This is a genomic window from Paenibacillus sp. FSL H7-0357, from assembly GCF_000758525.1.
Taxonomy (GTDB): domain Bacteria; phylum Bacillota; class Bacilli; order Paenibacillales; family Paenibacillaceae; genus Paenibacillus_AQ.
In genome coordinates this window covers 7,575,478-7,598,948 of record NZ_CP009241.1, presented here as the reverse complement: position 1 = coordinate 7,598,948, position 23,471 = coordinate 7,575,478, and the positions used below count along the sequence as shown (strand labels likewise).

Sequence of the window (23,471 nt, the reverse complement as noted above, 5' to 3'; positions counted from 1 at the left end):
TCTGCGCAGTTTCGCTGTTCGGGTGCGGAGGGATTTGGAAAGGTTGGATTCAAATGCTGTTGACGACTGAGGACCAATTAGTCAACGAAATCGCGGACTGGCTGAAAAAGCATTTTTCGGCTGAGCTGCTGTCCGCCGAGCGTGTTAGGCGTGGGCTATTGAACGAGAAGTGGATTGTCGAGACGAACAAGGGGTGGCTGTTCGCCAAAAGCTATCACCCTGAGCGGTTTAAGATGCATGACCCGGAGTTTCGCGGCAAGATTGAAAATGCGCTGCAGCTGCAACTTCTTTTTTATCAGTCGGGAGGACCGTGTCCTGAGCCGCTGACTTTGGATGGGCGCTGCATGCACATTCTGCCGTGCGGAAGGTACATGACCGTCATGACGTGCTGTCCGGGCGCTATGGTGCCTGCTGGCATGATCGGTGAGCATAGGATGCACGCACTCGGACGGGCTGCCGCGGATATGCATACCGTCTGGGATTCCGCGATGGCATCAGGCCTCGGAGCAGCAGTGCCGCCGGAGGAACCGGTTTGGCAGTTGTCTCGCGAGGAGCTGGAGCGCACCTGGGAGGTAAGTTGGGAGGCGACCCGTGACTCGTCTGAGCGTGTCCGGAACGCATTGCAATTACAGAAGGCGATTGTTGATTCCCTTGGAGATGATGACTTTAAGCCGCTGACTGCCGGCTGGGCCCACCTCGATCTGTGGGCAGACAATTTGCTTTTCGAAGGCGATGCTCTGGCAGCCATCGTTGATTTCGACCGGGCACGCTACTCGTTTCCGGCGCTGGACCTCGGGCGGGCTGTCCTTTCCGGCACGCTCAGCGAGCGCGGATTCCGCAAGGATGCAGTGGTCGCTTTCACTGAAGGCTACCGTAGTGTGCGGCAGCTACCGCCGGGCTCGATTTTAAGGGCAATCAAGTACGACTGGTGTATCGAATCGCTTTGGTGGATTCAGCCGTCGTTCGAATCGTCCAGCGTGGTCCCTGTCCGTTTTGCCGAAGAAATGATCCACACTGCGGAGCGGTGGGAGCAACTCGACACTCTACTTGGGGACATTTAGCTGGATGTACGCTAACCTAGTGCACGGATACGGTAGTTGAATAAAGCGATTTTTGAAGAAAGGGCCATCCGCAAAGGATGACCTAAAAACTTGCCGTTACAGACAGCTGGGAGGGAATGTAAAGGTGGTGGAGCCTGAATCATTCCGAAATCGGATTTACGAGAAAGCCGAAAAAATGCTAGAACGCTACTGACATCACGTTGTCAGTAGCGTTTTTGTATATTAGGAGTATGCGAATTTCGCAGTGTTTTGGAGATAGGGCGACCTTTCTCAGAATCTTATCATAAAGGTGGAATTTATTCATGAGCAATGTCAATTGGGAAGTAGATCCGGACCACAGCTCCGTCGAGTTTTCGGTGACGCATTTAATGATTAATAAAATTAAAGGAGTATTCGAGCATTTCCAAGCGACCTTAAGCTTTGACCCCAACGATTTAACAACCATGGGTATACAGGCTTCCATAGACGCAAATAGTCTCACAACTCGCCAACGGCAACGGGACGAGCACCTGAGGAGCGACGAATTCTTTCATGCAGCTAAGTATCCAACCATTACGTTTCAAAGCACCAGCTGCGTCCTAGCTGGCGAACGGCAATATGAACTTACGGGCAATTTAACTCTGCATGGAGTAACAAAGCCCATCACTTTTCAGACCGTTTTTGAAGGACTAAACAAAGATCCTCGTGGCCGGGAGCGTGCAGGATTTCATTCAATAGCCAGTATCGAACGCAACGAATTTGGCTTGTCATTTAACTCGCCGCTGGAAACGGGTGGTATAATCGTCGGAAATGAAGTGAAGATCGAGCTTTATATCGAGGCAATTAGAATAGATTAGCTTATATTTTGATCTTAATCTCTTGACTATTACGCAACGTCATAGTGCATAATTTTCACTATAATAAACGAGGGGTGAAAGTTATGAATATAAAGTCATTACGTTCAGATATAATTTACCGAAAAGTTGCACAAGCTCCACAAGAGGAAAAGGTTGAGTTATTCAGACAAGAAATGTTGGCTCCTTTTATGAAAAAATGGGAAATCCAACATATTCCTTTTAAAGCTGAGGAGTCTAATGGTTTTGATGTTATTACTTTGAATAATATAATGAACATCTCTCCTAATCAGATCACAAATGAGCTTTCAACAGAAATAAGTTTAATTTCGTCCGATTCTTTTTGGTCTGAGTGTGAAAATGCTGTAAAGAAAAGCCTTCATTTATTTACAGAGCATGGAGTAAGCTTATCTGTAGCCGATTACTTATTTACCATTCAATTAGGGAACCCGGAAAGCCCTTCATTAATGTTAAGTGAAGGATATAGTGGTGATGGGGGTATTCCTGGCTACATATTGTGTACACTTGTGCCAAATGAATATACAATAACTCGAATGAAGGCTGCTTTAGCACACGAATGTAACCATAATGTTCGGTATCAATTTATTCAATGGGATCATACCGTTACCTTAGGTGAATTAATCGTAAGTGAAGGATTAGCAGAAAACTTCGCTACTTCCATCTTTGGGGAAGATCTACTAGGCCCTTGGGTGTCGAAAACAAATCCAGAAACGCTTAATAAGCATATTAAGCCTGTGCTCAAGGAACAATTACAACTAACAGGCTTTGATGAAATTGCACCGTATCTTTATGGTGACGAAATAGCAAAACTTCAAAACTATGATCCGGTCAATATGCCTTATAGTGCTGGTTATGCCTGTGGTTATTATTTAATTAAATACTACTTAGATAAAGCAGGGAAAACGATCTTTGAAGCAACGATTACACCTGCCAATCAAATACTAGACGAAATAGAAGGATTTTGGGATGAAGAAACCATTATTAACGGTTAAAGATATCGTTAAAATTACAGGCATAACCACTAGAACCTTACAATATTACGATAAAATAAATTTATTTAAGCCGACTTACTTAACAGAAAAAGGCTATCGTCTCTATGATCGAAACAGTTTAGAAAAACTTCAAACGATTTTATTTTTAAAGGAAATGGACTTTTCCCTGAAGGAAATAGCGGATATTTTGAAGCTTGCGAAACAAGAGCAGAAGCAAATATTAAAAAAGCATAGCCAAACTTTAATATCGAGAAAACAAAAATTAGAAACAATCATTACTGCATTGGATGAGTATGTGTCGGGGAAGGATATTTACAACTTACGAATTTTTAATGATTCATCTATTTTACCATTACAAGAACAATATGATCATGAAGCGAAATTCATCTATGGAGAAACAGAGGCATACAAGGAGTTCGAGGAGAAGATGGAAAAACTCGCTCCTAATGAAAAAGCGGGCCTATATTCTGGATTTGAACAAAACATGGAAAGGGTATTCAGAAAAATAGCATCCTGTATTCATCAATCCCCTTCTTCAAATGAAGTGCAGCAATTAATCACAGAATGGAAAAGTTATCTCGAACAATCTATGGCATGTGATTCTGAAATGTTAACATGCATTGCAAATACGTATAAAATAGATAGTCGATTCAATAATTATATAAATCAATATAGCGATGGAGATTTAGCCGAATTTTTATATCATGCAATTATACATCATATCAATCAAATGTAACGCGGTATCAAGGGCGCAACCAAGTAGGTGCTGCGGAGTAACGATTGTTCAAGTCAAAAGAATAAATACATCATCACGAGTGTGAAAAAATAGAAGTGTACACGAAATCAAGAATGGCCACAATGATCAGCGTGGGCATTCTTGGTTTTTCTACTGCTGCAAATCTGCAAATCCGATGGCCGAAAAAGAAAAGGGTATCCGTCCGTCCGCCTTACGGAATGGCTTCGGAATACCCGGTGATTTTGCGGAATGAACGCCAAAAAACCCCCGGCATCTACATTTGCCAGGGGCTTGTGTTTTATCCCATTGGAGGAGTCCCGATGAGTGAAAGGGATCCCTTATGGCTTCTTTTTAAGCAATTCCAAGGCTCGGTTCATCACCGGGTCCTTGCCGGCAGCAATATCGGCTTGCTTGATCATGATCTTTTCGTCCGGCGGTAGGCCGCGCTGCTCGTAATTAGTGCCGTCAGGCGATGTATAGCGTTCGTTGCTCAGGGAGAATAACTGTTTGTTCGGCAACAGTCTAAGCAGCATGTCCGAAAAGTATCCGCACGTCTTTTCCCCGATAACCGTTACTTTGTCCAATGCTTTTAAGGCCATCGTCCCTGTCTCGCCGGCGCTTACCGTTATCGGACTGGTCAGCACCACAATATTGTCAGCTGAAAACTGCTTTGCTCCCGGTTCAATATATACCTGCGTAGGCTTGGAGAATTGCTCGTATCCGCCTGTTCGGGCCTGTTTGGCATACGCCAGCGTGCGTTTCTCGGCAAACAAGCCGGCTATTTTCAACCCGAAGAAGTCCTCGCCCCCCTCATTAAAGCGCATATCGATCATAAAGTTGCGGCAGTTCGCCAGATCCTGCACCATTTCCGCCAGCGCTTGGTCAATTTTCTGCGGATCGGACTCGTCAAAACCAATCAGCTTGATGTATGCGTCGCCGCTTTTCGTTTGGCCATAAACAATGCGCCCGTCGAGCTTGCTCTTTACCGCCCCTTTCATATATCCGTCTTCGACGTTTCGTTGCATCGACTTCGAATTGGCTTCGAAAAATTCCTCTCGCTCAACTTTGGACTTGGAGAAGATCATACCCTTTTTACCGAATATGACGCTGTGTCCGTCGTTTAGCTTTTGGAACATTTGCGTCAAAATGTCCTCCAGTTCCTTCTCGGAGGTAGCGGCGCTAACTTTGGGCCGATACTCTTTGTACACCTCTTTCCAATTCACTTTGACGAGCGGAAAGAAACTGAAATTCTCTTCAAAGGATTGCCAGAATACTTCAAAATTTTGCACGGGATCATTGCTGAATCCGTTATACTTCACCTTGGGAAGATTATCGATCCGTTTGAGATGCTGCACGTACCCCAAGCCATCGGTCAAGCTGCCGTTAACGAAGCGGCCCATCAGATATCGCGGGGCATTAAATTGCTCCTGGGTTTTGGTGTTGTCGTAAATTTCATTAATATAAATGTCGCCGTTGTTCTCGATATTTCCTTTCCCGAACGGTACCAAGCTGTCCTTGGTGTAGCCGTAGACCTTAACGGATTGGCCTTCTATTTCGAATATATGGCCATACCCTTTCGATTGCCAAAGCTGGCGCTCGGCGGCTGCGGTTGCGGGGGGCGGCTGCTTCTGGTTCTCCTTCGCCTGGACATAGGTTCCCGACATGCTGAATGTCAGGAGGGTCAAGATGGCAATCAATACTTTCATTTTTGGTCCTCCTTCTGATCAAAAAATATAAAATTGACCTTTCGAGGATAGTATAAAGCCCGAATTTGTCCTCAGTTTGAACGGAGGATTACAATTCGGGCTTTGTATCTTCGAGGGGAAGTGTGATCGAGAAGGAGGTTCCGCTCTCCAATCTGCTGGACACTTCGATTTTTCCATGATGAAGATCGACAATTCGCTTCACGATGGAAAGACCGATTCCGTTGCCGCTAACATTGCGGTTTCTCGCTTTATCCACTTTGTAGAACGGTTTGAAAATTTGGCTGATTTCCTCCTCAGGTATGCCGATTCCATTGTCCGTCATTCGGACGACTGCGCTTTCGCTTTTCTTGAAGGACTCCACCATTATCTTTCCATGATCGGCGGTAAATTTGATGCAATTGCCAAGCAAGTTGTTCCACACCTGATTCATCTTGTCTTCATCCGCCACAATGGTTATCGGTTCCAGCATAAGTTGCATATCCAGATTGCGGGCAGACCATTGCGGTTCCAGGCGAATGACAGCTTTGCGCAGTTGCTCGTCGAGACGAAACTTTTGCGGGGCGGGCTTTGCATGCTCGTGCTCCAGGCTGGTCAATTCCAGCAGATCGTCGCACAGCCGGGACAGCCTGTCGCTCTCCTCGTCGATAATATTCAGCATCCGCATACGGGTTTTCTCGTCCATGGACTTGATCTTCAGCACACGGGTATATCCTTTGATCGACGTTAGAGGAGATTGGATTTCGTGGGATACATCGGAAACAAACCGCCGACGGAGCATATCCATCCTTCCCAATTCAGCCGCCATCGCGTTAAAGCTTAGGGTAAGCTGTCCAATTTCGTCACGACGTTTGGTAGACAGGCCAACGTTAAAATCGCCCCTGGCCATTCTTTGCGTTGCATGCGTCAGCTTCCGGATGGGCCTGACCATATACCGCGCAGCAATCAACACCAGAATACTTCCCAAACCGAGAGTAAACAGCTGCTGATACCGGATCAAGGAATCGATTTCGTCGAGGACAAAACTGGTCTGGGTCGTAACCAACAAGACGTGCGGCGAACCGTTCAGCGCAAAAGGCAGGCCAACCGTAATCTCGTCATCCTCGCTGGACCCGTTGTGATAAATTTTGTTTTGCTTGAGCACTTGCTGCAGATACGGTTGATCCTTCTGCCGGTCTGGAGCAGCGCTCCCCGGGTTCAGCAGCGTTCCCGCGCTGTCATAAAACCGTATCTTATAAAAGGGCATAGAATTGCTTACTTCCACGAAAGCCTTCGCATCCTTCGGAGCCAATTTCTTATATAATTGAATGATCATTTGGGCATTGCCAATCATCTTCTCTTCCACTGTCGCTTCGATATGGCCTTTGTAGAAATAGCTTTGAACGAATAAAACCGAGAGCAGGCTGACTATGACGACCCCCAGAAACGTTAACACGACGCGGGCATAGAGCGAGTTAATCATGATACGCCTCCAGACGGTAGCCCATGCCGCGCATCGTTACGATGCGGAAATCTTCGGCATACTGCTCAAACTTGTCGCGCAGACGTTTGACATGCGTGTCCACGGTGCGTTCATCCCCATTGTACGCGTAACCCCAAATGTCGCGGATCAGCATGTCGCGCGTAAAAATTTGCCCGGGATAACTGGCCAGTTTGTAAAGCAGCTCAAATTCTTTTAAAGGAAGAGCCCATTCCTCGCCCGTATCAGAAAAGTGAACCTGGTAGCTCGTTTTATCGAGAATGACTCGACCGAGCTTCACGATATGGGAGGTAGCGATCCGATACCTTTTGAGCAGTGCCTTGACCCGCATAACCATCTCCATCGGATCAAAAGGTTTGGTCAAATAATCGTCCGTCCCCAATCGAAAGCCTTTGACTTTGTCCAGCGACTCCTTTTTGGCCGTGACCATCAGTATCGGCTTGTCCCCGGCCTCCCGCAGCTTTCTGCACAGCTCCCAACCGTCCATGCCGGGCATCATAATATCCAAAATGATTAAATCGACGGAATGATGCAAGTAATAATCCCAGGCTTCGAGACTATCCACTTTCTCTACGACGTCCATACCTTCGTCTCTTAATAACAGCCCTGCCAGTTCGCGGACATAGGCGTCGTCATCCACTACCATAATCGTCGGCAATCTTCATTCACCTCGTACTAACTTTCCCTGCCATGAGAAAAGCATCTATTCGAAGCCCGCTCCGTGAGGAATGACCCTGCGCAAGCTGAAGCTTTTCTTGCCAAATTCGGTTTAACGCTTCACCGAACTTTCTATCATTAAAGAAAGGTTTCCATTGAACGGAAGCCCTATCGTCATAATGACAAGTCCCCTCACTATTATCTTACACAGAAAGGGGGGCCGTTGCAAAACGATTCAATACTCCGTAATCAACCGTTTGTTACCCCGATCGCGTACAGGTACGCTAAAAGCGGCTTGAGGTGGAGGGGGCGGGTCTGGTAGGCTGATGCCCGGCGCGAGAAAGGCCTTTGGCCCCTTCGTTATCTTGAAGCGATGGAAGCATGGCTTACTGATTATAGTAATATTCCATCACAACCAACTTGGAAGACATTTGCTGATATTTTATACGCTTCAAAGATATATGAGTAGGTAAAAACAACCAAGCATTGCCCCGGGGGCATCGCTTGGTTGTTTGCATTTCGCTTAATCAGCTCATCCCGCCATAATCCCTACTCCGGAACCCCCTGCGTCAATCCATGCACATACGTTTGCCAAGGCGTGTCGAGCGCTCCTTGACCCGGGTTGTAGGTGAAGGAGTATTCCGCTGTATCCCCTTGCTGCAGGTTGAGGAGCGGGTAGGTGAAGTTGCCGTTCCCTGTAGAGGTCATGGCAACGTTGATCTGGCCGCCGCCATTGATCTTGTAGTGCAGGTCGGCGAAGGTCGCGCCGTTAACGTAGAATTGCAGGTTGTTGGCGGTCTTCTTCAGGCCGCGCACGCTGTCACCGATGACGACGGTGCCGGGTGCCGGCGTGACGACGGTGATAGTGCTGGCGGCCGTTTTGCTGCCGTCAGCGGTTGTGGCTGTTACGGTGACAACGCCCGGCGCGATGCCGGCTACGCTGCCGGGATTGGAGACTGACCAGTTGACCGCTTTGTTGGTAGCGTTCGAAGGCGCTATGCCCGCAGTTAACTGGACGCTCTTGCCTACCTCTACTTGGGAAGAGGACGGTGTGACGGTGACTCCGCTAACTGGAACGTTGCCGGGATTTTCGCCGCCTGTGCCTTCTTTGTACACCCGTACATAATCCACCTGCATTGTAGCCGGGATACTGGATGGGTCCGGTATGCGGCCACCGTCGAAATGGCCGCCGACTGCCAGGTTCATGATGAGGTAGAACGGCTGATCGAACGGTGCGTCGGGATTGTTCGGCGCGGCGACAGAATACCATTGCTCACGGCTTACTTTGAAGAAGAATTTGCCGTCTACATACCATTTGATGTTGTCATCTTCCCACACCATAGAATAGACGTGGGAATCGTTCGCGAACGTCTGCCCTTGCGGGAAGTGATACTCACCGGCGATATAGCGGTTCACCGGCCATTGGCCGCCGAAGTGGATAGCGCCGCTGGTGGTGCCGGGCAGCCGCCCTTTGGCTTCCATGATGTCGATTTCGCCGGATGCAGCCCAGGCTCCGTATACGGAATTCTCCGGCAGCATCCAGAGCGCCGGCCAGATGCCGTCGCCGGTAGGCAGCTTGGCGCGGATGTCCACCCGGCCGTATTCAAGGGACATATGAGCCTTGGTGTTGATTTTGCCGGAGGAATACTCCGCGTACCGGTTCGGGTCCTGCGGGAACGAACGGTGATCGTTCAAGGCACGGATGTTCAGCTGTCCGCCAGTCACGAATACGTTCTGTGTGCTGTTCGTGTAGTGCTGCATCTCTGCATTGCCCCAGCCCCAGCTGTTAGTATCATCGCTGATGTAATAGCCTGTTTCATAATTCCATTTGCTTGTATCGAGTGCGGTGCCGCTGAATTCATCCTGCCAGATGAGGTTCATGCCGGCGATGGCCGGATCACTTGGTGTCCCGATGGCAATGTCTTCATGGTCGGTTTCATCGGGACGCGGTGCATTGGGGTTGCCGATAAAGTTGTAATACACATAGTTGCTGCCGACGTTTCCGCCGGACTGCCCGTTTAACGGGTAGCCGATACGGATTTCCATGTTCTCCTGAATCGGCTGGAACCAGAGGCCGTAGACGTAGTCTGCCCAGTATCCCCACTGGTTGGCGGCGGACATGTTATTGTATCCGTTGCCCGCGTAGACGAATCCGCTCTGGCCGGAGCTGCTGAGATCGATCCATTGCCCGCCTATTTTAATCTGATACACGAAGTTGCCTAGTTCGCTGCCAATCGGTGCGCCTCCGTCAATCTTAGGTAACGGGAAGCCGATGGCGCCGCTCTTGTCCGCTGTGTAGGTGGTACCGTCGTAAGCGGAGAGGACGAATGAATTGCGGACAGGCTGATTGAAGGTAATGGTGTAGATGAGGCTGGCGGAAGAGGTCTTCGACTCCAGCTTGACGTTGATCGATTCTGTTACCTTAAACCAGTAACCGCCGCCCCCTTCAGTAAATTGGCCAAAATTGCTGTCATAGATCCAGCCGCTGGCCGCATTGTTGTCGATGTTAATCCACTGGCTGCTGCTAACAGGCTTGACGGACAGCTTCAGATCGTGAGCTACTGCATCATAGATGAGGCCCGGATTGTTGTTGAAGATGGGATACGTAAAACCTGCGCTGCCGGTGAAGCCCGCCGTAAGCGCCGGCCCTTGCGTCGGCGTCATCGACGTGATGGTTGCGGTGTTAACGTTCTGGAACACAAGCATGTAATCCAGTGTAACTCCGCTATTGGCCTTGGAGTATAGCTGAATTTCTGTGGTGGCCGTCAGCGTAAACCAGTAGCCATTCGCGCCGCCGTCGCTCCAGTGTCCCCAGTTCTGGTTATAGACATAACCGCCTGCGCTGTCGATGTCTACCCAATTGCCACTTTTCTTCACCTTAACGCCCACATCGCCGGAAACGTCGCTCCAGCTGGCGGCGCCTCCATTGAAGACCGGCATAACAAACCCGAAGCTGGCTTGCCCCACTCCGGATTTGGAGATGACCGGCCCGTCTGCCGCCGAGAAATAAGCCATGGACGTTACAGTGTTGCCCGCCGCCTGAACCCTGGAAGCTGGTAACAAGCCGATGCCCGACAGCATCACCAGCGCGAGGAACAGGCTCCATACTTTGCGTGTAAACCTAATCTCAGTCTTGTACATTCGTTTCATACTTGCCCTCCTTTAGAATCGTTTGGCACAATAGAAAACGCTTACAGATTATTACATCTATATTTTAACCAATGGAATAATTCGGTTAAAGGTACAGGATTTTATATGAAGGCCCATTATTTTGGCTTTAGGCAGGATGAACCCAAAAAATCCCCCATAAAGGGGGATCGGTACACTTATTTCCGCCGGATCATCTGTCTGTATTCCGTTGGCTGCATACCCATGACTTCGCGGAAGGCCCGGGTGAAGCTTTTGTAGCTTTCATACCCGACCAGCGGCGTGATCTCGACGATTTTGTATTCCGTCTCGGCCAGCAGCCGCCGGGCTTTATCCAGCCGTACATCACGCAAGTATTCAGCGAACCCTTTACCGACATTCTTTTTGAACAGGTTGGAGAAGTAAGCGTAGTTCAGCGACACATGGTTGGAAACCATGGCGAGATCAAGCGGCTTGTGGTAATTTTCGTGGATGAAGCGGATCGCTTCGTTCAGGTCCTGCGAGTTACGGTAGCTGCACTTAAACTCGTAATAGAAATGGTTGAGACGCAGCATCTGATGCTGCAGCGCCTGAATATAATCACGGATACCCGGATAGTCATACAGGTTACGCAGCGATTCAATATCGAGCGCATCCTCCCCCATGTAAGGTCGTATCACCCACTCGTACTCCTCCAGCATCTGCACCACAGCCCGGCATAACCGATCGGTATATTGAATGTGATAACGCTGCAGCACATCTTTGTGAAAAAGCATCGAGATGCCCTCGGCGATTTTGCTGTCGTTGTTAGCTCCAATGAAACGGAACAAAGCGTACAGCTCCTCATGGGGAAGCTGCCACTGCTGCATAAGCCCCGCGATGTTCTCCGGCAGCATGCAGCGTAGCTCGGGGAATAAATAGCTGTGACGGTATAACTCCTGGACCTCGGTGTAGGCGCAGGGAAGTACCTTTAACCCTTGCTGCAGCCCAGTCATGATGGCTGTAGCGCCAATCTGTGCGGTCTTGAGAGCGGTGGGCAGCTTGTCGGTAGGAACAGAGGCATCAACGGCTAATATCAGGTGCGGCCGGTGCTGAAGACAGAGGCAGCCCTCACTGCCATACACGCGGTAGGCGATGGATTCCATGCTGTGGGCGCTGCTGGCACCCGGCTGGTTAATCCGCCGCTCCTCGCGCAGCAGGCAGAGCCGGTAGCTGCGCCATAGCTCCGCATTTTGCTGCTCCGTCTCGCCCACCCACACCTCATCGCTTGCGGAGCCCTGCATGTAAAGGCTGAGTTCCTTGCGGTCCGTCTCCCGGGCGAGCCGGGATAGCTGCTCCATGTTGTGCGTAAGCGCCTGCCGGGTCCGGATTTCCTGCCACACATGCTCAACCGAGGCTTGCAGATCCTCGCGGTTCACCGGCTTGAGCAAATAGCCCTTCGCCCCCAGTTCGATCGCCTTCTGGGCATAAGCAAAATCGCCGTATCCGCTAATGATCAGGTAATCAGCTGTGATGTGCTCTTCCCGTGCGTGCGCCATCAACGTCAGTCCGTCCATATCGGGCATGCGGATATCGGTAATGACGAGCTGGATGCTGTTCTGGCGAAGCAGCTGCAACGCCTCTATGCCATTCCCCGCGCAGTAAATGCTGTCCGGCTGGAGCGGGAATTGGCGCACCATTGCCTGCAGGCCGTCGCGGATATGCTTCTGATCGTCCACAATCAGCAGATTAATCAACTTTTACCATCCCCCCAGATTGACTTGTTCCCAAGGCAACCGTATCGTGACGCATGTATAGGCGCCCGGTATGCTATCAATTGAAAGGCCGCTGCCCTTGCCGTAGTGCAGCTGCAGCCGTTTGTGCACATTCTCTAATCCTAGGCCGTTTTGGCTGGCGACAATCGGGTTATCCGACTCATCCTCCAGCGCCTCTTGCAGATTGCTGAGCGTCTGAGAATTGATGCCGGTGCCGTTGTCGCGGATTTCAATCAAAAGCATGAGGTTGTTCTCCACGGTTACGTTAATTTCGATGACCACGCTGCCCCCCGGGGGCGCCGCATGATGTACGGCGTTTTCCACAATGGGCTGCATGCACATTTTCGGAATAGGGTAGCGCAGCACCTCAGGCGGGAGGTCCGCCCGCAGCTCGAAGCTGCTGCCTTCCATAAAGTTAATGAAGCGGATATAGCTCTGAATATTGGCTAGCTCATCCCCGAGACTGACGGTATCGCCCCGCCACTGCATGCTGTAACGCAGCAGCGAACCGAGTGACACCAACGCACCGGCGATGGCCGGCTGCCGCTCCACTTCCGCATGCATCCGGATCGACTCCAGTGCGTTGTACAGGAAGTGGGAATTAATCTGCGAATGGAGCGAATGGAGCTGTGCGTTTTTGGCGATCAGCTGCTTATCGACGACCTGGGTCATCAGGCGCTGGATTTCATCAAGCATGTTGTTGTAGCTGACGGCGACATAGTCGATTTCATCGCCGGGTTCATTGTCGCCAAGACCTGTATGGATCTTGGCATCAAGCTGGCCTCTGCGCACCTTGCGCATGGAAGCCAGTACCATCTCCAGACGGCGGAAAATGCGCCGGGTCATATATGAAACTAACAGCAGCAGCATCAGCAGCACGCAGGATGTAATGGCCACGACGAGCAGGTACCAGCTTCGCGGCCCCTTCATCAGATCATGGCGGGAAGCGATATCAATGACATAGGCATCCAGCGGTGCGATGTAACGGTATAGCGCATAATAGGTCTGATCACCGGCCCGGACCTCGACGGGATTGTTATGCTGCAGTACGTCGAGCTGCCCGTGAACGCGGGTAAGGATCTCATCCAGCTGCCCGCCTGCGTCCAGGGCAAAAGCATGCGAGGTATTATAAACATGGCGTGAAGGAGCGGTCCCATCCATGACAACAGAGAAGAAATTACCGCCTGTCTCCTCCTCCAAAAGATTGCTGAAAAAGACGCTGTGCCGGGTCCGGATTTCCATGATGGTAGGCCGCTTGTACTGTTGTCCCTGAAGGCGCACCAATCTGTAGTAGGATAACGTATGCTCTCCGTCCTGAAGGGAGAACAAGCGGTAAGCAGCTCCGTTCTCTTCACGCAGCGACCTCCAATAGTCCTGCGGCCAGAAGCGGTCATAATGATAGATTTCCGGCCAGATCTCGTACAGATTCGGGTTGTCAACATAGAAGCTTAGCTCGCTAACCATGTCGTAGCTTTGAATAATATTATGCATTTGCTCGTATTGATTTTGCCTGAACTTGACGAGCCGCAGACCGTCGGTCCGCATATCGGAATGAATGAAGTCCACAAATGCTTTCTGCGTCAGAGCTGTTGAGGAAGCGTTCTCAAGCATATCCATGCGGCTGCGCAGCTGTTCCTCCAGGCGCGAGACGTGGCTGCTGCCAGTGGCCATGGCGTCCTTGTAGAGCTGGGTTTCCTGGGCCCGGATAAACAGGAAGGATACCACAATGGCAGGAATGGCAATCATCAGGCTGAAAGCCAGAAATAATTTTTGTGATATACGGGAATTGCGGTAAAGCTTCCTTATTTTCATCCATACAGCCTTCATTCCCATACCTCCCTACATTTGTAATATACCATGGATTACAAACCTTCAGGCAGGTAAACAGGAGAATGAGCGAACTTGCTGAAACCCCTGCGTAAGCAGGCAAGACCGGCTGCCCTCAGGCAGCCGGCAGTGCTGTTAATCGGCCATTTTCGCTTTCCGCACATCCAGCTCGGTCTGGCGGAACTCCATTACCTGCTGGAAGCCGTAACTGTCACGGCGCTCAAGGAAGCTTGCGAAGATTTTGTCAAACGCAGCCTCATCCTTGGCTGTAATCAGCTCCGGCAGCACTTCCTCCCAGTTCTGTGAAATCCGTGACCAGGCTACTGCAACCTCGGAATCGCCCAGCGGGTCCAGCCCCTTGTAAATGCCGCTGTCAATATCGGCCTGAGCGTTGGCAAAGTCCTCCATCTGCTTGATCACAGGTGCTTTTTCCGGTCTCCACTGGTTAACGATAACCGGGTTACGCATCATCCAGTACGTATCGAGCACGCCATACTGCTTCTCCAGCGTCTCAATATCGCTCTCAATCAGGTTCAGCATATCAGCCTTGAGCTGAGGCTTGCCGTCCACCGTCTCCCACGTTTCGCCTTCTTTGCCGAGGAACAGATCGTGCTGCCCTTCTTCGCTGGAGAGATAGGTCAGGAAGCGGATGGCCCGTTCCGGATTTTTCGTCGACTTGCTGATCATTGTCACCATCCAGCCGTCCATATTGCCGGGGAACAGCTTGGCGCTGTCGCCGCTGCTGTTCTGCGGTCCATCCACAGCGATATAATACGAATCGGGATTGGTGCCGGCAGCCAGCATCGGATTTACGGCCGTCATGCCGGACCATTCGCGGATCATCATGAAATAGCGCGCGTTATTCGTTTTCTCCTCCACCTGCGTATCGGAATCCACCAGGAAGTCTACGTTGATCAGCCCGCGCTCGTAAGCGGTGCGGAATGTTTTCAGCCAGGCAATATATTCAGGATCGGTTACGCGGTCGTATACTTTTCCGTCCTTCTCGTGCGGTATGGCCAACAGATTATGCAGATATTCAGTCATGCCGTATGGCACATTGCCTTGGGCGAAGAAGGGGCTCATCGGCTGGCCCTTATATTTCGAATATTTATCCTTGAACAGTTGCAGCGCGTTCAGAAAGCCCTCCGGGGTGCTGAGGTCCGGACTGCCCATTTCTTCATACAGATCCTTCCGGACAAGGAACGTCTGGTTGGCCGCCGTCATACCCGTTTCATGCATCAGGTTCGGGCTGTAGGAGTCGTTCGGAATGCCATAGGTGTTGCCGTTTTCCTGCCGGTACCATTTCAGGGTCCCGTCGCCCGCCACCTTGTAGAAGTAAGGATCGTACTGGTCTGCCAGTTCGTTTAAGGCATAGACATGGTCGCCTTCCCACAGTTTTTTGACAGCGGTTTCCCATGATCCCATGGAGATAAGGTCCGGCAGCTGGCCGGAGGTCATCATTAAGGTGATATGCTCGTTCGCTTCGCCGGAAGGGACTTCGAGCTTAACATTGACGCCTGTTTTCTCTGTAATGTACTTGGAGGTCAAGCTTTCGCCCCAGGAGTGGGCGTACCAGTTGGCACCGACGAACCAGGTTAAATCGATTGGACTCGTATCCAGTTTCCATGCGGGCTCATCGGGATTCAGCGTTGCTTCGTTCTGCGGCGCTTGTGTGGAGTCTGCCGGCTGCGCGGTCGGGGCACTTTCATTATTGCCGGAATTGCCGCTGCATGCGGCCAGAGCCAGCGACAGCATCAAGGTCAGCATGATAGTCAGACTTCTTTTAACGGGTTTACGCTTCATAAGAAGATCATCCTTTCGGTTTTTTGTAAGTTACTGATTAGTGAATCGGTTCACCCCTTAATAGCGCCGATCATCACCCCTTTGACCAGATAACGCTGAATGAAGGGATAGAACACCAGAATCGGCAGGGTAGCCACCATCATGGAGGCGAACTTTATGGAGTTGCCGGGCAGCCTTGCCCCGAACTGGGCCATCGCCTGCTGCTGCATGAAGGACATGGAGTTTTCGGCAATGATTTTGTACAAAATGGTCTGCAAAGGCAGAATCTCCTGCGAGCGGATATAGATAACACCCTGATAATAATCGTTCCAGTGATAGACTGCTGAGAACAGTGAGATGGTAGCGATTACAGCCATGCTGTTAGGCAGTACAATCCGGAACAGCACGCCGTAATCTGATGCCCCGTCTACCTTGGCCGATTCCTCGAGACTGTCTGGAATGGTGCGGAAAAAGCTCATGAAGATGACCATATTGAAAAAGCTGTACATGCCGGGAATGACGAATACCCAGAAGTTGTCGTACAGGCCCAGCTTCGTCATCAGGATAAACGTTGGAATGAGTCCGCCTGAAAAGAGCATGGTAATCAGGGCGATTTTCATATACAGCTTGCGGCCGATCAGCGTCGTCTTGCTCATGCCGTAAGCTATTATGGCGGTAAAAAAGACATGTGCAGCCGACCCGATTACAGTGCGCAGGGTCGTAATTACGAACCCGTTCATCATTGTCTTGTCGTTAAATACGACGCTGTAGCTGGCCAGCGAGAACTGCTCCGGGAACCAGTTGACGGTGCCCAGCAACGCCTGCTCCAGCGCGTTAAGCGAGTTAATAAGCACGAACCACATCGGGTACAGCGTCAGAAAGCATACCCCTAGCATCAGGAGGGCGTTGCAGACTTCAAATACTCCGATGCCCCTTAGTCCTGAGCGTCTTTTCACCGGTTGGCCCCCTTTCTAGAAAATGCCGTCGCCAGTTAATTTTTTGGATGTCTGATTCGCCATAAACAGCAGCCCCAGCGCCACGATGGAACGGGCAAATAAAACGGCTGTTGAGAAAGAATGGCGCCCCGACACAAGTCCCATGTTATAGATATAGAGATCGAGACTCTCGGCCATCTTCATGTTCATATTGTTTTTTAACATAAAGATCTGCTCAAAGTTACTGCCGAGAATACCGCTGACGGCGAGGATGAACAGAATAGCAATGGTCGGACGGATGCTCTGCACGGTAATGTGCCACATGCGCTGCCAGCGGCCCGCTCCGTCAAGCTCTGCGGCCTCGTACAGACCAGGGTCGATGCCGGATATAGCCGCGATGTAGATGATGGCGCTCCAGCCTGTTTCCTTCAGCGTATCGGTAAAAAAGGTAATCCACCAGAAATATTTCGGGTCGCTGTTAAAGAGAATTTCGCGGTTCTGCAGTCCGAGTGTCATCATCAGCTGGTTGACCACACCACCTTCGCCCAGCCAGTTGAGCGCGATGCCGCCGAAGATCGTCCAGGCGATAAAGTGCGGCAGGTACGAAATGGTCTGCACAGTGCGCTTGAAGCGCAGGCTGCGGATTTCGCCCAGCAGCAGAGCAAACAAAATCGGAATCGGAAACCCCAGCACAAGCTTGATGCTGCTCATCCCCAGCGTATTGCGGATCGAACGCCAGAACCGGTCGTCCGTCACAAAATCCTGAAAGTGCTTCAGTCCGACAAACGGCGACTCCAGCATAGGCTTCGCGATACTATAGTCCATAAAGCCGATAATGAGCCACAGCATCGGAAAATAACAAAAGATCAACATCCAGATGATTCCCGGAATGACCATGCTTTGCATCTGCCACTGTCTAAAAAACGCTTTCATTTGTTTCGTTTGAAATTGAAACATGTCTCGTGTCCCCCCCCCCTTCCTTTTCATCGTAAGAAAAAAGACCCGGGAAAAAAAGGGCATGATTTTTGACCCTATCCCATTTTTTTGGATTCATTCGGGCCGGGCACTGAAATGCATTATGCTGTGGTTAAATGGAAAGGAGAGTGTCATGGATGAGTAAGCTGATATGGGAGCAGGATTTTGTGAACGGCGGAGGTGATTTGAGTCTCTGGAACATCCGTATAGGCAACGATCTGCTTGATAATAACGATAATCCCGTCTATGCCGGTTGGGGGAACGGCGAGCAGCAGTTCTATACGGGTCACCCGAACAATCTCTATTTCGATGAGTACGGCTTAAACCTGCGCGCGTGTCTTGAAAAAGTTGAGAAGGATGGACGGAGCTTTGCGTATACATCGGCCCGTTTGGATACAAGGAATCACTTCTCTTTCTGCTACGGTAAGCTTGTCATACGCGCCAAGCTGCCGGTAGGGCAGGGTCTATGGCCTGCCATCTGGCTGCTGCCGCAGGATCTGGCATACGGGCCTTGGCCAGCCTCCGGAGAGCTCGACATTCTGGAGGCCAAGGGCCGCCTACCCCGGCAGATCGCCGGCACGCTGCACTACGGAAAGGACCTTGACAGCAAAGTGGTTGAGGAATTCACCCACGAGCTTGAAGACGGAACCATCAATGAGTTCCGCGATTATACGCTGGAATGGGATGCGGGTTCTATTCGCTGGCTGGTAGACGGGTATTGCTTCGCGCAGCGCCAGCTGGAGCCGGGCATCATGCCGTTCGACCAGCCCTTCTATCTGCTGCTTAACCTGGCCGTGGGCGGATGGTACGACAACGTGGAGGTGGACGAGGCAGTGCTGCCCGGGTTGATGACGGTGGCGGGGGTTTGGCTTTATGCGTAGGATGAAATTGACTATTTAGATTGAACTTGAGAATATACATTTAGGGAAAAGAAATCGAAACCTAACAGCGGTTGGAAGTCCAAACATTCTCTGTAGTCACGGCCAATCCCAAAATAGAAGAATTATAAGTTCAATCTATATAGCAATGAATCAATTATGCTCAGGTGTCTTTTTGATAAACCAACCCAGCACCAAAATAAGTATTGCAAGAATAAATTCAATCCAAAAAACCGTTTGTAGACCGGAAACCATGCTTTGTGTCTTCTCATGCATTGCAGTGGGATCGAGCGAATGGTGAAGATAACGAGTGGCTCCAGACGACATGATGCCGACGAACAATGCAATGCCAATTCCACCTGCAATCTGTTGAAGCGTATTGTATATGGCTGTGCCATGAGGGACCAGGTGACGTGGAAGTTGATTCAATCCTGCCGTCTGAGCCGGCATGACGACGAATGACATGCCTACGAATAAGAGGACATGATTGAACAGCACGGAACCTTGTGTTGTATCACTGTCGATGCCGGCAAACAGCCACAACGATATGGCGATCAGGAGCAGACCGGGCACAATTACGCGTCTCGGTCCGAATTTATCGAATAATTTCCCCGACACCGGCATCAGGATCCCGTTCAAAATGCTACCTGGCATAAGAAGTAAGCCTGTCGCGAATGCTGTCAACTTCATCACATCCTGCATATAGAACGGCAGCAATGTTGTTGTGGAGAATAGAACCATCATCAGAATAACAATCAATACCGCAACGAGAGAAAAAGTATGATGCCGGAATACTGAAAGATCGATCAACGGCTCTTTGATCTTGAGCTGTCGCCATACTAGCAAGAGCAAGAAAAGGCTGCCTATTGCAATCAATCCGTAACCTTTAGGCCCAAGAGAGACACTTGTTTGGCTGAAGCCGTAGGTGACGCAGCCGAAACCGGCGGTTGACATCACAATGGACACAAGATCGACCCTTGGCTTGGTCAGTTCTGTCACATTCTTTAAGTAGATGAATGCATAAATCATCGAAAACAGTGCGACAGGAATCACCATGTAGAACAGCCAGCGCCAGTGTAAGGTATCGATAATCAAACCAGACAAAGTCGGCCCGATGACAGGGGCAAGCATGATGACCAGCCCCATGAGACCCATGGCGGCACCCCGGCGTTCTGGAGGATAGAGGGCGAGAATCGTATTCATCATCAACGGGATCAATAATCCTGTACCGCAAGCCTGAATAACCCTGCCCGTCAGCAAGATTCCGAATCCCGGGGATACTGCACACAAGCAGGTACCGGCCAAAAATAATGCCATCGCAGACATAAACATCTGGCGAGTTGTGAACCATTGCTGCAGTAATGCGGTCACTGGCACCAGTACACCGATAACGAGCATATAACCTGTCGATAACCACTGTATGGTCGCGGCAGCAACATTGAATTCCCGCATCAATCCAGGAAGCGCATTAGCAAGCAAATTTTCGTTAAGAAAGGCAACAAATGCACCGATGAGTAGTGCGGTTAACATCGGCCCTCTCTTCATTCCACTTGCCTCTTGAATCCGGTTGTCCATTTTCTACCTCCCGAATAGTTATTTCGTAGTGCCTTGATACCGAACCGCCAGCCTGCCGTGCAGATTACCCCACACCATCACTTTCTAACAAGGAGTAAAAATTATCGCGGTCTTCGTTATCGAATTTGCCAAGCGTCCGCACCCTGATAAATTCATGTCCGCCATACATGTCTATTTCCTCGCCATACCTGTTATAGAGCGCGATCATATTGCCATCCCGATTCAACTCCATGTACCCGTAACAATCTGCTTCAGGTGCTTCGCCGTAAAAGAGCGTAAATTTGATTTTGATCACTTTGTGCATGCAGAGCCTCCTTTTCCCCATCAACCTGAAGTAAATTTTACGTGAAACCGGATGAATTGGAAAAAGCGATATCGCTCTCCATACTCGGAAATTCATTCATATTTCGAAAGTATAAGGGGGGATTCCCCGCTACGCCGCTAATTCACACATTATCTCTTGACGGGATGAGATTAGGGGAGTATTATAACGTGCCAGTTAACTCTGCAAGATAAATCAAACGAAAGAGTATGCCGCGGCCGCTCCTTTAGCAATCAGCTTACGGGAGACAATAGTAGACTGATGATGAGGAGAGAGTAGAACATGTTCTTTTTTAAGAAAAATAAAGACATCACACAAGAGGATCTACAGGCCATGGTTAAAGGCTTGGAGCAGGCTTATATGGATAAGGATGAACAAGGTTTGGTCAAAAGATTTCATCCGGATAAGAGGGGGATGTCCTTCTTAAATCACTTTCAACTGATGCTGACATTTCAAATCTATAATATAAAATCTGAAATTCTCAAATTTGAATTACTGTCGATAGACGCCAATAAAGCAGTCTTTACTTACACCCGGAAGCACATGCATACCTGTGTCAATCCCGCCGATGAACGTGAGGAAAAAAGAAATCAAATTAACAGTTATTACGTTGAGGCTGTGAAGGAGAACGGTTCAATTTGGATTACGAGGTACAGCTCTTATAGCACGATTTATGTAGATAAGCAGGGTGAACTCCTTATGGGCGTGGATGCGGTCATTCCTCCTGGTGAAGAGATCGACCCAAGCATTGCCCGGTTCATCCCGTATTTTCAGCTTGATAGCTATGTACCTGCAACATTCCATGTTTACAGTAACAGTCAATTTATCGGATATTATCCGCTGGGCGAATACCATCGGTACCAGCCTTCGTGTACGTTCACGATTAATTATTTTGATGAGATGGAGGCTGCCTCTGTAGAAAAGCATACAGCGGATTATGTCTCCCAAGAGACCATAGTGGCTGCTCAAGTACTGCATCAGACGGATTGCAGCTCTATAGTTGAGACGCAAATAATGAACAATAATGTATTAGAGCATGAACTTGTTACCAGCCTGCTTACCAAGGATGGGTTCTACATGGTTAGATTTCTGTATGATAAAGGGGAGCCGATGCCATCGGAGGAGCGGGACAAGTGGAAGCGGGAGATGCTCGCTTTAACAGAAAAAGAGCACGGAAGATAACCCCAAAACTTCTTGTGAACATGACCCTATAAGATCAGCTCCGCAAGACGATGGATTCCCTGCTCAATCGATGCTTCATCTACTTTTGCAAACCCCAACACCCATCCCTTCCTTTTGCTTTCCAAACAATAAGGTCCAAGAGGGTATACACGTATTCCCTGTTGAAGGGCTAACTTTGTCACGGTTTCTTCGTCGTATGATTCTTCAGCTTCAAGTAACATATGCAATCCCGTTTCTACTCCACTTAGTGTGAAGCGTTCCCCTAAACCGCTAGCCATAATAGCCTTTGTCATAGCTTCGTGTCTTCGTCGGTACACATTTCTGACTCTTCTCATATGGCGCATAAAATGTCCATTCTTGATGAAGTGGGTTAGTGTGAGCTGATCCATAATCGGAAGATGACGGTAAGTCAGCTCCTGTACCCTGGCTAGTTGAGCAATTGCCTCGGCAGATCCAACGATAGCCGAAATACGAATGCCTGGAGCAATCATTTTAGAAAAACTCATGAGGTACAAGGTATTATTAGATGCCTGACTAAAGAGTGTGGGAAGCGGGTCCCCACGATATCGAAATTCACTGTCATAATCGTCCTCAATGATCCAAAATTGTTCTTGCGCGGCCTTATGTAGCAGTTGTTGCCTGCGCGGCTCCGACATAACGACCCCGACTGCGCACTGGTGCGAAGGAGTCGCAAAGATCAGTTTGGATTGTGGATGAATACGGTCAACCACAAGACCATGCGCATCAACGGGGACGGGCACCACATTCATACGCCGATAGTTCATCGCCATCCAGGAAGCTGGAAAACCGGGATCTTCTACAGAGACAGTGTCCCCATCAGATAAAAGCGATTGTGCGATTAAGTCAATGCTATGCTGAGCTCCTGAGGTCAACAGAATCTGATTTGTTTGGATATGGATACCTCGTTCAAGTGATAAATAACGCTGGATTTGCTCACGTAATGGTGTGAGACCGTAGGGGTTGCCGTAAGCCCAGCTTGATAAGTCCATTGCAGCGGATGCGTGGAGAAACGATTGCCGCCAGTTCTTTTGAAAATGTCCATCCAAATAAGGTTCGTGGGGACTAAAATCAATATCCGCTTCTCCATGTTCTTTGCCTCTGAACCAGTCCTGTAATTGATCGACCGCCGAGTTCAACAAGGGAAGTGAGGGAGGCAGAGGGCCATTTGCTATGATTTCCTTCGTTGACTCAGTGATTTGATTCCATTTACTAACCCGCGTTCCTCCTCGCCGGGATGTAACCGTATAGCCTCGGCTTAGCAATTCCTCATAGACGATCTGTATAGTAGAGCGAGAGACGCCTATCTGGTGAGCGAGTTCGCGGGAAGGAATCAGCAATTCTCCTGGAGCCCAGATTCCACTTGTAATATTATGAATGGCTTGATCAAGCAATTGCTGCCAGATCGGTCTCTTATCATTACGAATTACTTTCATCATCGTGTATACCTCCAAATAGTAGCTCCAATCATAAAATATTAAGTAGTTATGGATTGCTCATAACCTTAATCTTTGGATCTTAAAAGGCACTCCATTCACTGATATACTACCGTAATAACGCTGGTATTTGCAATCTGAGTCGTTGCCGCACTCTAGAAGAGTATCGGAGTTCAAA

The 23,471-nt window shown here is 49.6% G+C and carries 18 protein-coding genes and 1 pseudogene; 7 read left to right on the top strand and 12 right to left on the bottom strand.

Features of this window, described 5'->3' with window-relative positions:
- Positions 1 to 53: 53 nt before the first annotated feature.
- The 4 genes from H70357_RS33565 (at position 54) to H70357_RS33550 (ending at position 3,643) form a co-directional block, all read left to right on the top strand.
- Positions 54 to 1,061, top strand: a complete 1,008-nt coding sequence (locus H70357_RS33565; RefSeq protein ID WP_038598132.1) for a phosphotransferase — start codon at positions 54 to 56, stop codon at positions 1,059 to 1,061.
- A 302-nt stretch (positions 1,062 to 1,363) separates the two neighbouring features.
- A complete protein-coding gene (locus H70357_RS33560; RefSeq protein ID WP_038598130.1) occupies positions 1,364 to 1,897 on the top strand; it encodes a YceI family protein in 534 nt (177 codons plus the stop codon).
- Between the two features lie 83 nt (positions 1,898 to 1,980).
- Positions 1,981 to 2,907 carry a DUF2268 domain-containing putative Zn-dependent protease gene (locus tag H70357_RS33555; RefSeq protein ID WP_038598128.1) on the top strand — a complete coding sequence of 309 codons (927 nt, stop codon included), beginning with the start codon at positions 1,981 to 1,983 and terminating at the stop codon, positions 2,905 to 2,907.
- On the top strand, positions 2,882 to 3,643 hold the full coding sequence (locus H70357_RS33550) for a MerR family transcriptional regulator (protein WP_038598126.1): 762 nt from the start codon (positions 2,882 to 2,884) through the stop codon (positions 3,641 to 3,643). The genes H70357_RS33555 and H70357_RS33550 overlap by 26 nt, the downstream gene beginning before the upstream one ends.
- 338 nt (positions 3,644 to 3,981) lie before the next feature.
- On the opposite strand, the gene H70357_RS33545 is transcribed toward H70357_RS33550, so the two are convergent.
- The 3 genes from H70357_RS33545 to H70357_RS33535 form a co-directional block, all read right to left on the bottom strand.
- Positions 3,982 to 5,349, bottom strand: coding sequence for a S41 family peptidase (locus tag H70357_RS33545; RefSeq protein WP_038598124.1), 1,368 nt, complete (start codon positions 5,347 to 5,349; stop codon positions 3,982 to 3,984).
- Positions 5,350 to 5,437: 88 nt separating this feature from the next.
- On the bottom strand, positions 5,438 to 6,808 hold the full coding sequence (locus tag H70357_RS33540) for a sensor histidine kinase (protein WP_038598123.1): 1,371 nt from the start codon (positions 6,806 to 6,808) through the stop codon (positions 5,438 to 5,440).
- A complete protein-coding gene (locus H70357_RS33535; protein ID WP_156130984.1) occupies positions 6,801 to 7,484 on the bottom strand; it encodes a response regulator transcription factor in 684 nt (227 codons plus the stop codon). Before H70357_RS33535 ends, H70357_RS33540 begins: the two co-directional genes overlap by 8 nt.
- 369 nt (positions 7,485 to 7,853) lie before the next feature.
- On the opposite strand from H70357_RS33535, the pseudogene H70357_RS37260 reads away from it, so the two are divergent.
- Positions 7,854 to 7,952 (top strand): annotated as a pseudogene (locus H70357_RS37260) (DUF7660 family protein); the annotation flags it as partial.
- 80 nt (positions 7,953 to 8,032) lie between these two features.
- On the opposite strand, the gene H70357_RS33530 reads toward H70357_RS37260, so the two are convergent.
- From H70357_RS33530 to H70357_RS33505, 6 genes are all read right to left on the bottom strand, one after another.
- Positions 8,033 to 10,633 carry a family 16 glycosylhydrolase gene (locus H70357_RS33530; RefSeq protein WP_038598121.1) on the bottom strand — a complete coding sequence of 867 codons (2,601 nt, stop codon included), beginning with the start codon at positions 10,631 to 10,633 and terminating at the stop codon, positions 8,033 to 8,035.
- Between the two features lie 176 nt (positions 10,634 to 10,809).
- Positions 10,810 to 12,345: a response regulator gene (locus H70357_RS33525; RefSeq protein ID WP_038598119.1), complete on the bottom strand. Its 1,536-nt coding sequence runs from the start codon at positions 12,343 to 12,345 to the stop codon at positions 10,810 to 10,812.
- 3 nt (positions 12,346 to 12,348) lie between these two features.
- Positions 12,349 to 14,190 (bottom strand): sensor histidine kinase, encoded by a 1,842-nt coding sequence (locus H70357_RS33520; protein WP_038598117.1) that lies wholly within the window; start codon positions 14,188 to 14,190, stop codon positions 12,349 to 12,351.
- Between the two features lie 135 nt (positions 14,191 to 14,325).
- A complete protein-coding gene (locus H70357_RS33515; RefSeq protein WP_038598115.1) occupies positions 14,326 to 15,993 on the bottom strand; it encodes an extracellular solute-binding protein in 1,668 nt (555 codons plus the stop codon).
- A 50-nt stretch (positions 15,994 to 16,043) separates the two neighbouring features.
- A complete protein-coding gene (locus tag H70357_RS33510; RefSeq protein ID WP_038598113.1) occupies positions 16,044 to 16,928 on the bottom strand; it encodes a carbohydrate ABC transporter permease in 885 nt (294 codons plus the stop codon).
- Positions 16,929 to 16,943: 15 nt separating this feature from the next.
- The gene (locus tag H70357_RS33505) at positions 16,944 to 17,864 is read right to left on the bottom strand and encodes an ABC transporter permease (protein ID WP_038598111.1); all 921 of its coding nucleotides are present in this window, start codon (positions 17,862 to 17,864) and stop codon (positions 16,944 to 16,946) included.
- Between the two features lie 155 nt (positions 17,865 to 18,019).
- On the opposite strand from H70357_RS33505, the gene H70357_RS33500 reads away from it, so the two are divergent.
- Positions 18,020 to 18,763 (top strand): glycoside hydrolase family 16 protein, encoded by a 744-nt coding sequence (locus H70357_RS33500; RefSeq protein WP_052092399.1) that lies wholly within the window; start codon positions 18,020 to 18,022, stop codon positions 18,761 to 18,763.
- A gap of 150 nt (positions 18,764 to 18,913) precedes the next feature.
- Here the strand turns inward: H70357_RS33500 and H70357_RS33495 are convergent, their stop codons facing one another.
- Entirely contained in the window at positions 18,914 to 20,335 is a 1,422-nt protein-coding gene (locus H70357_RS33495) for an MDR family MFS transporter (protein WP_038598109.1), read from the bottom strand.
- Between the two features lie 64 nt (positions 20,336 to 20,399).
- A complete protein-coding gene (locus H70357_RS33490; RefSeq protein ID WP_038598107.1) occupies positions 20,400 to 20,639 on the bottom strand; it encodes a hypothetical protein in 240 nt (79 codons plus the stop codon).
- A 300-nt stretch (positions 20,640 to 20,939) separates the two neighbouring features.
- Here H70357_RS33490 and H70357_RS33485 point away from each other — a divergent pair, with 300 nt between their 5' ends.
- Positions 20,940 to 21,839 (top strand): hypothetical protein, encoded by a 900-nt coding sequence (locus tag H70357_RS33485; RefSeq protein WP_038598105.1) that lies wholly within the window; start codon positions 20,940 to 20,942, stop codon positions 21,837 to 21,839.
- Between the two features lie 26 nt (positions 21,840 to 21,865).
- Here H70357_RS33485 and pdxR read toward each other — a convergent pair whose 3' ends face one another.
- A complete protein-coding gene (pdxR, locus tag H70357_RS33480; protein WP_038598103.1) occupies positions 21,866 to 23,296 on the bottom strand; it encodes a MocR-like pyridoxine biosynthesis transcription factor PdxR in 1,431 nt (476 codons plus the stop codon).
- Positions 23,297 to 23,471 lie beyond the last annotated feature (175 nt).

Excerpts from the sequence above, each read along its gene's own strand:
- H70357_RS33565 (WP_038598132.1), top strand. The coding sequence starts at position 54 with ATGCTGTTGACGACTGAGGACCAATTAGTCAACGAAATCGCGGACTGG.
- H70357_RS33560 (WP_038598130.1), top strand. The coding sequence starts at position 1,364 with ATGAGCAATGTCAATTGGGAAGTAGATCCGGACCACAGCTCCGTCGAG.
- H70357_RS33555 (WP_038598128.1), top strand. The coding sequence starts at position 1,981 with ATGAATATAAAGTCATTACGTTCAGATATAATTTACCGAAAAGTTGCA.
- H70357_RS33550 (WP_038598126.1), top strand. The coding sequence starts at position 2,882 with ATGAAGAAACCATTATTAACGGTTAAAGATATCGTTAAAATTACAGGC.
- H70357_RS33545 (WP_038598124.1), bottom strand. The coding sequence starts at position 5,349 with ATGAAAGTATTGATTGCCATCTTGACCCTCCTGACATTCAGCATGTCG.
- H70357_RS33540 (WP_038598123.1), bottom strand. The coding sequence starts at position 6,808 with ATGATTAACTCGCTCTATGCCCGCGTCGTGTTAACGTTTCTGGGGGTC.
- H70357_RS33530 (WP_038598121.1), bottom strand. The coding sequence starts at position 10,633 with ATGAAACGAATGTACAAGACTGAGATTAGGTTTACACGCAAAGTATGG.
- H70357_RS33520 (WP_038598117.1), bottom strand. The coding sequence starts at position 14,190 with ATGAAGGCTGTATGGATGAAAATAAGGAAGCTTTACCGCAATTCCCGT.
- H70357_RS33515 (WP_038598115.1), bottom strand. The coding sequence starts at position 15,993 with ATGAAGCGTAAACCCGTTAAAAGAAGTCTGACTATCATGCTGACCTTG.
- H70357_RS33505 (WP_038598111.1), bottom strand. The coding sequence starts at position 17,864 with ATGTTTCAATTTCAAACGAAACAAATGAAAGCGTTTTTTAGACAGTGG.
- H70357_RS33500 (WP_052092399.1), top strand. The coding sequence starts at position 18,020 with ATGAGTAAGCTGATATGGGAGCAGGATTTTGTGAACGGCGGAGGTGAT.
- H70357_RS33495 (WP_038598109.1), bottom strand. The coding sequence starts at position 20,335 with ATGGACAACCGGATTCAAGAGGCAAGTGGAATGAAGAGAGGGCCGATG.
- H70357_RS33490 (WP_038598107.1), bottom strand. The coding sequence starts at position 20,639 with ATGCACAAAGTGATCAAAATCAAATTTACGCTCTTTTACGGCGAAGCA.
- H70357_RS33485 (WP_038598105.1), top strand. The coding sequence starts at position 20,940 with ATGTTCTTTTTTAAGAAAAATAAAGACATCACACAAGAGGATCTACAG.
- pdxR (WP_038598103.1), bottom strand. The coding sequence starts at position 23,296 with ATGATGAAAGTAATTCGTAATGATAAGAGACCGATCTGGCAGCAATTG.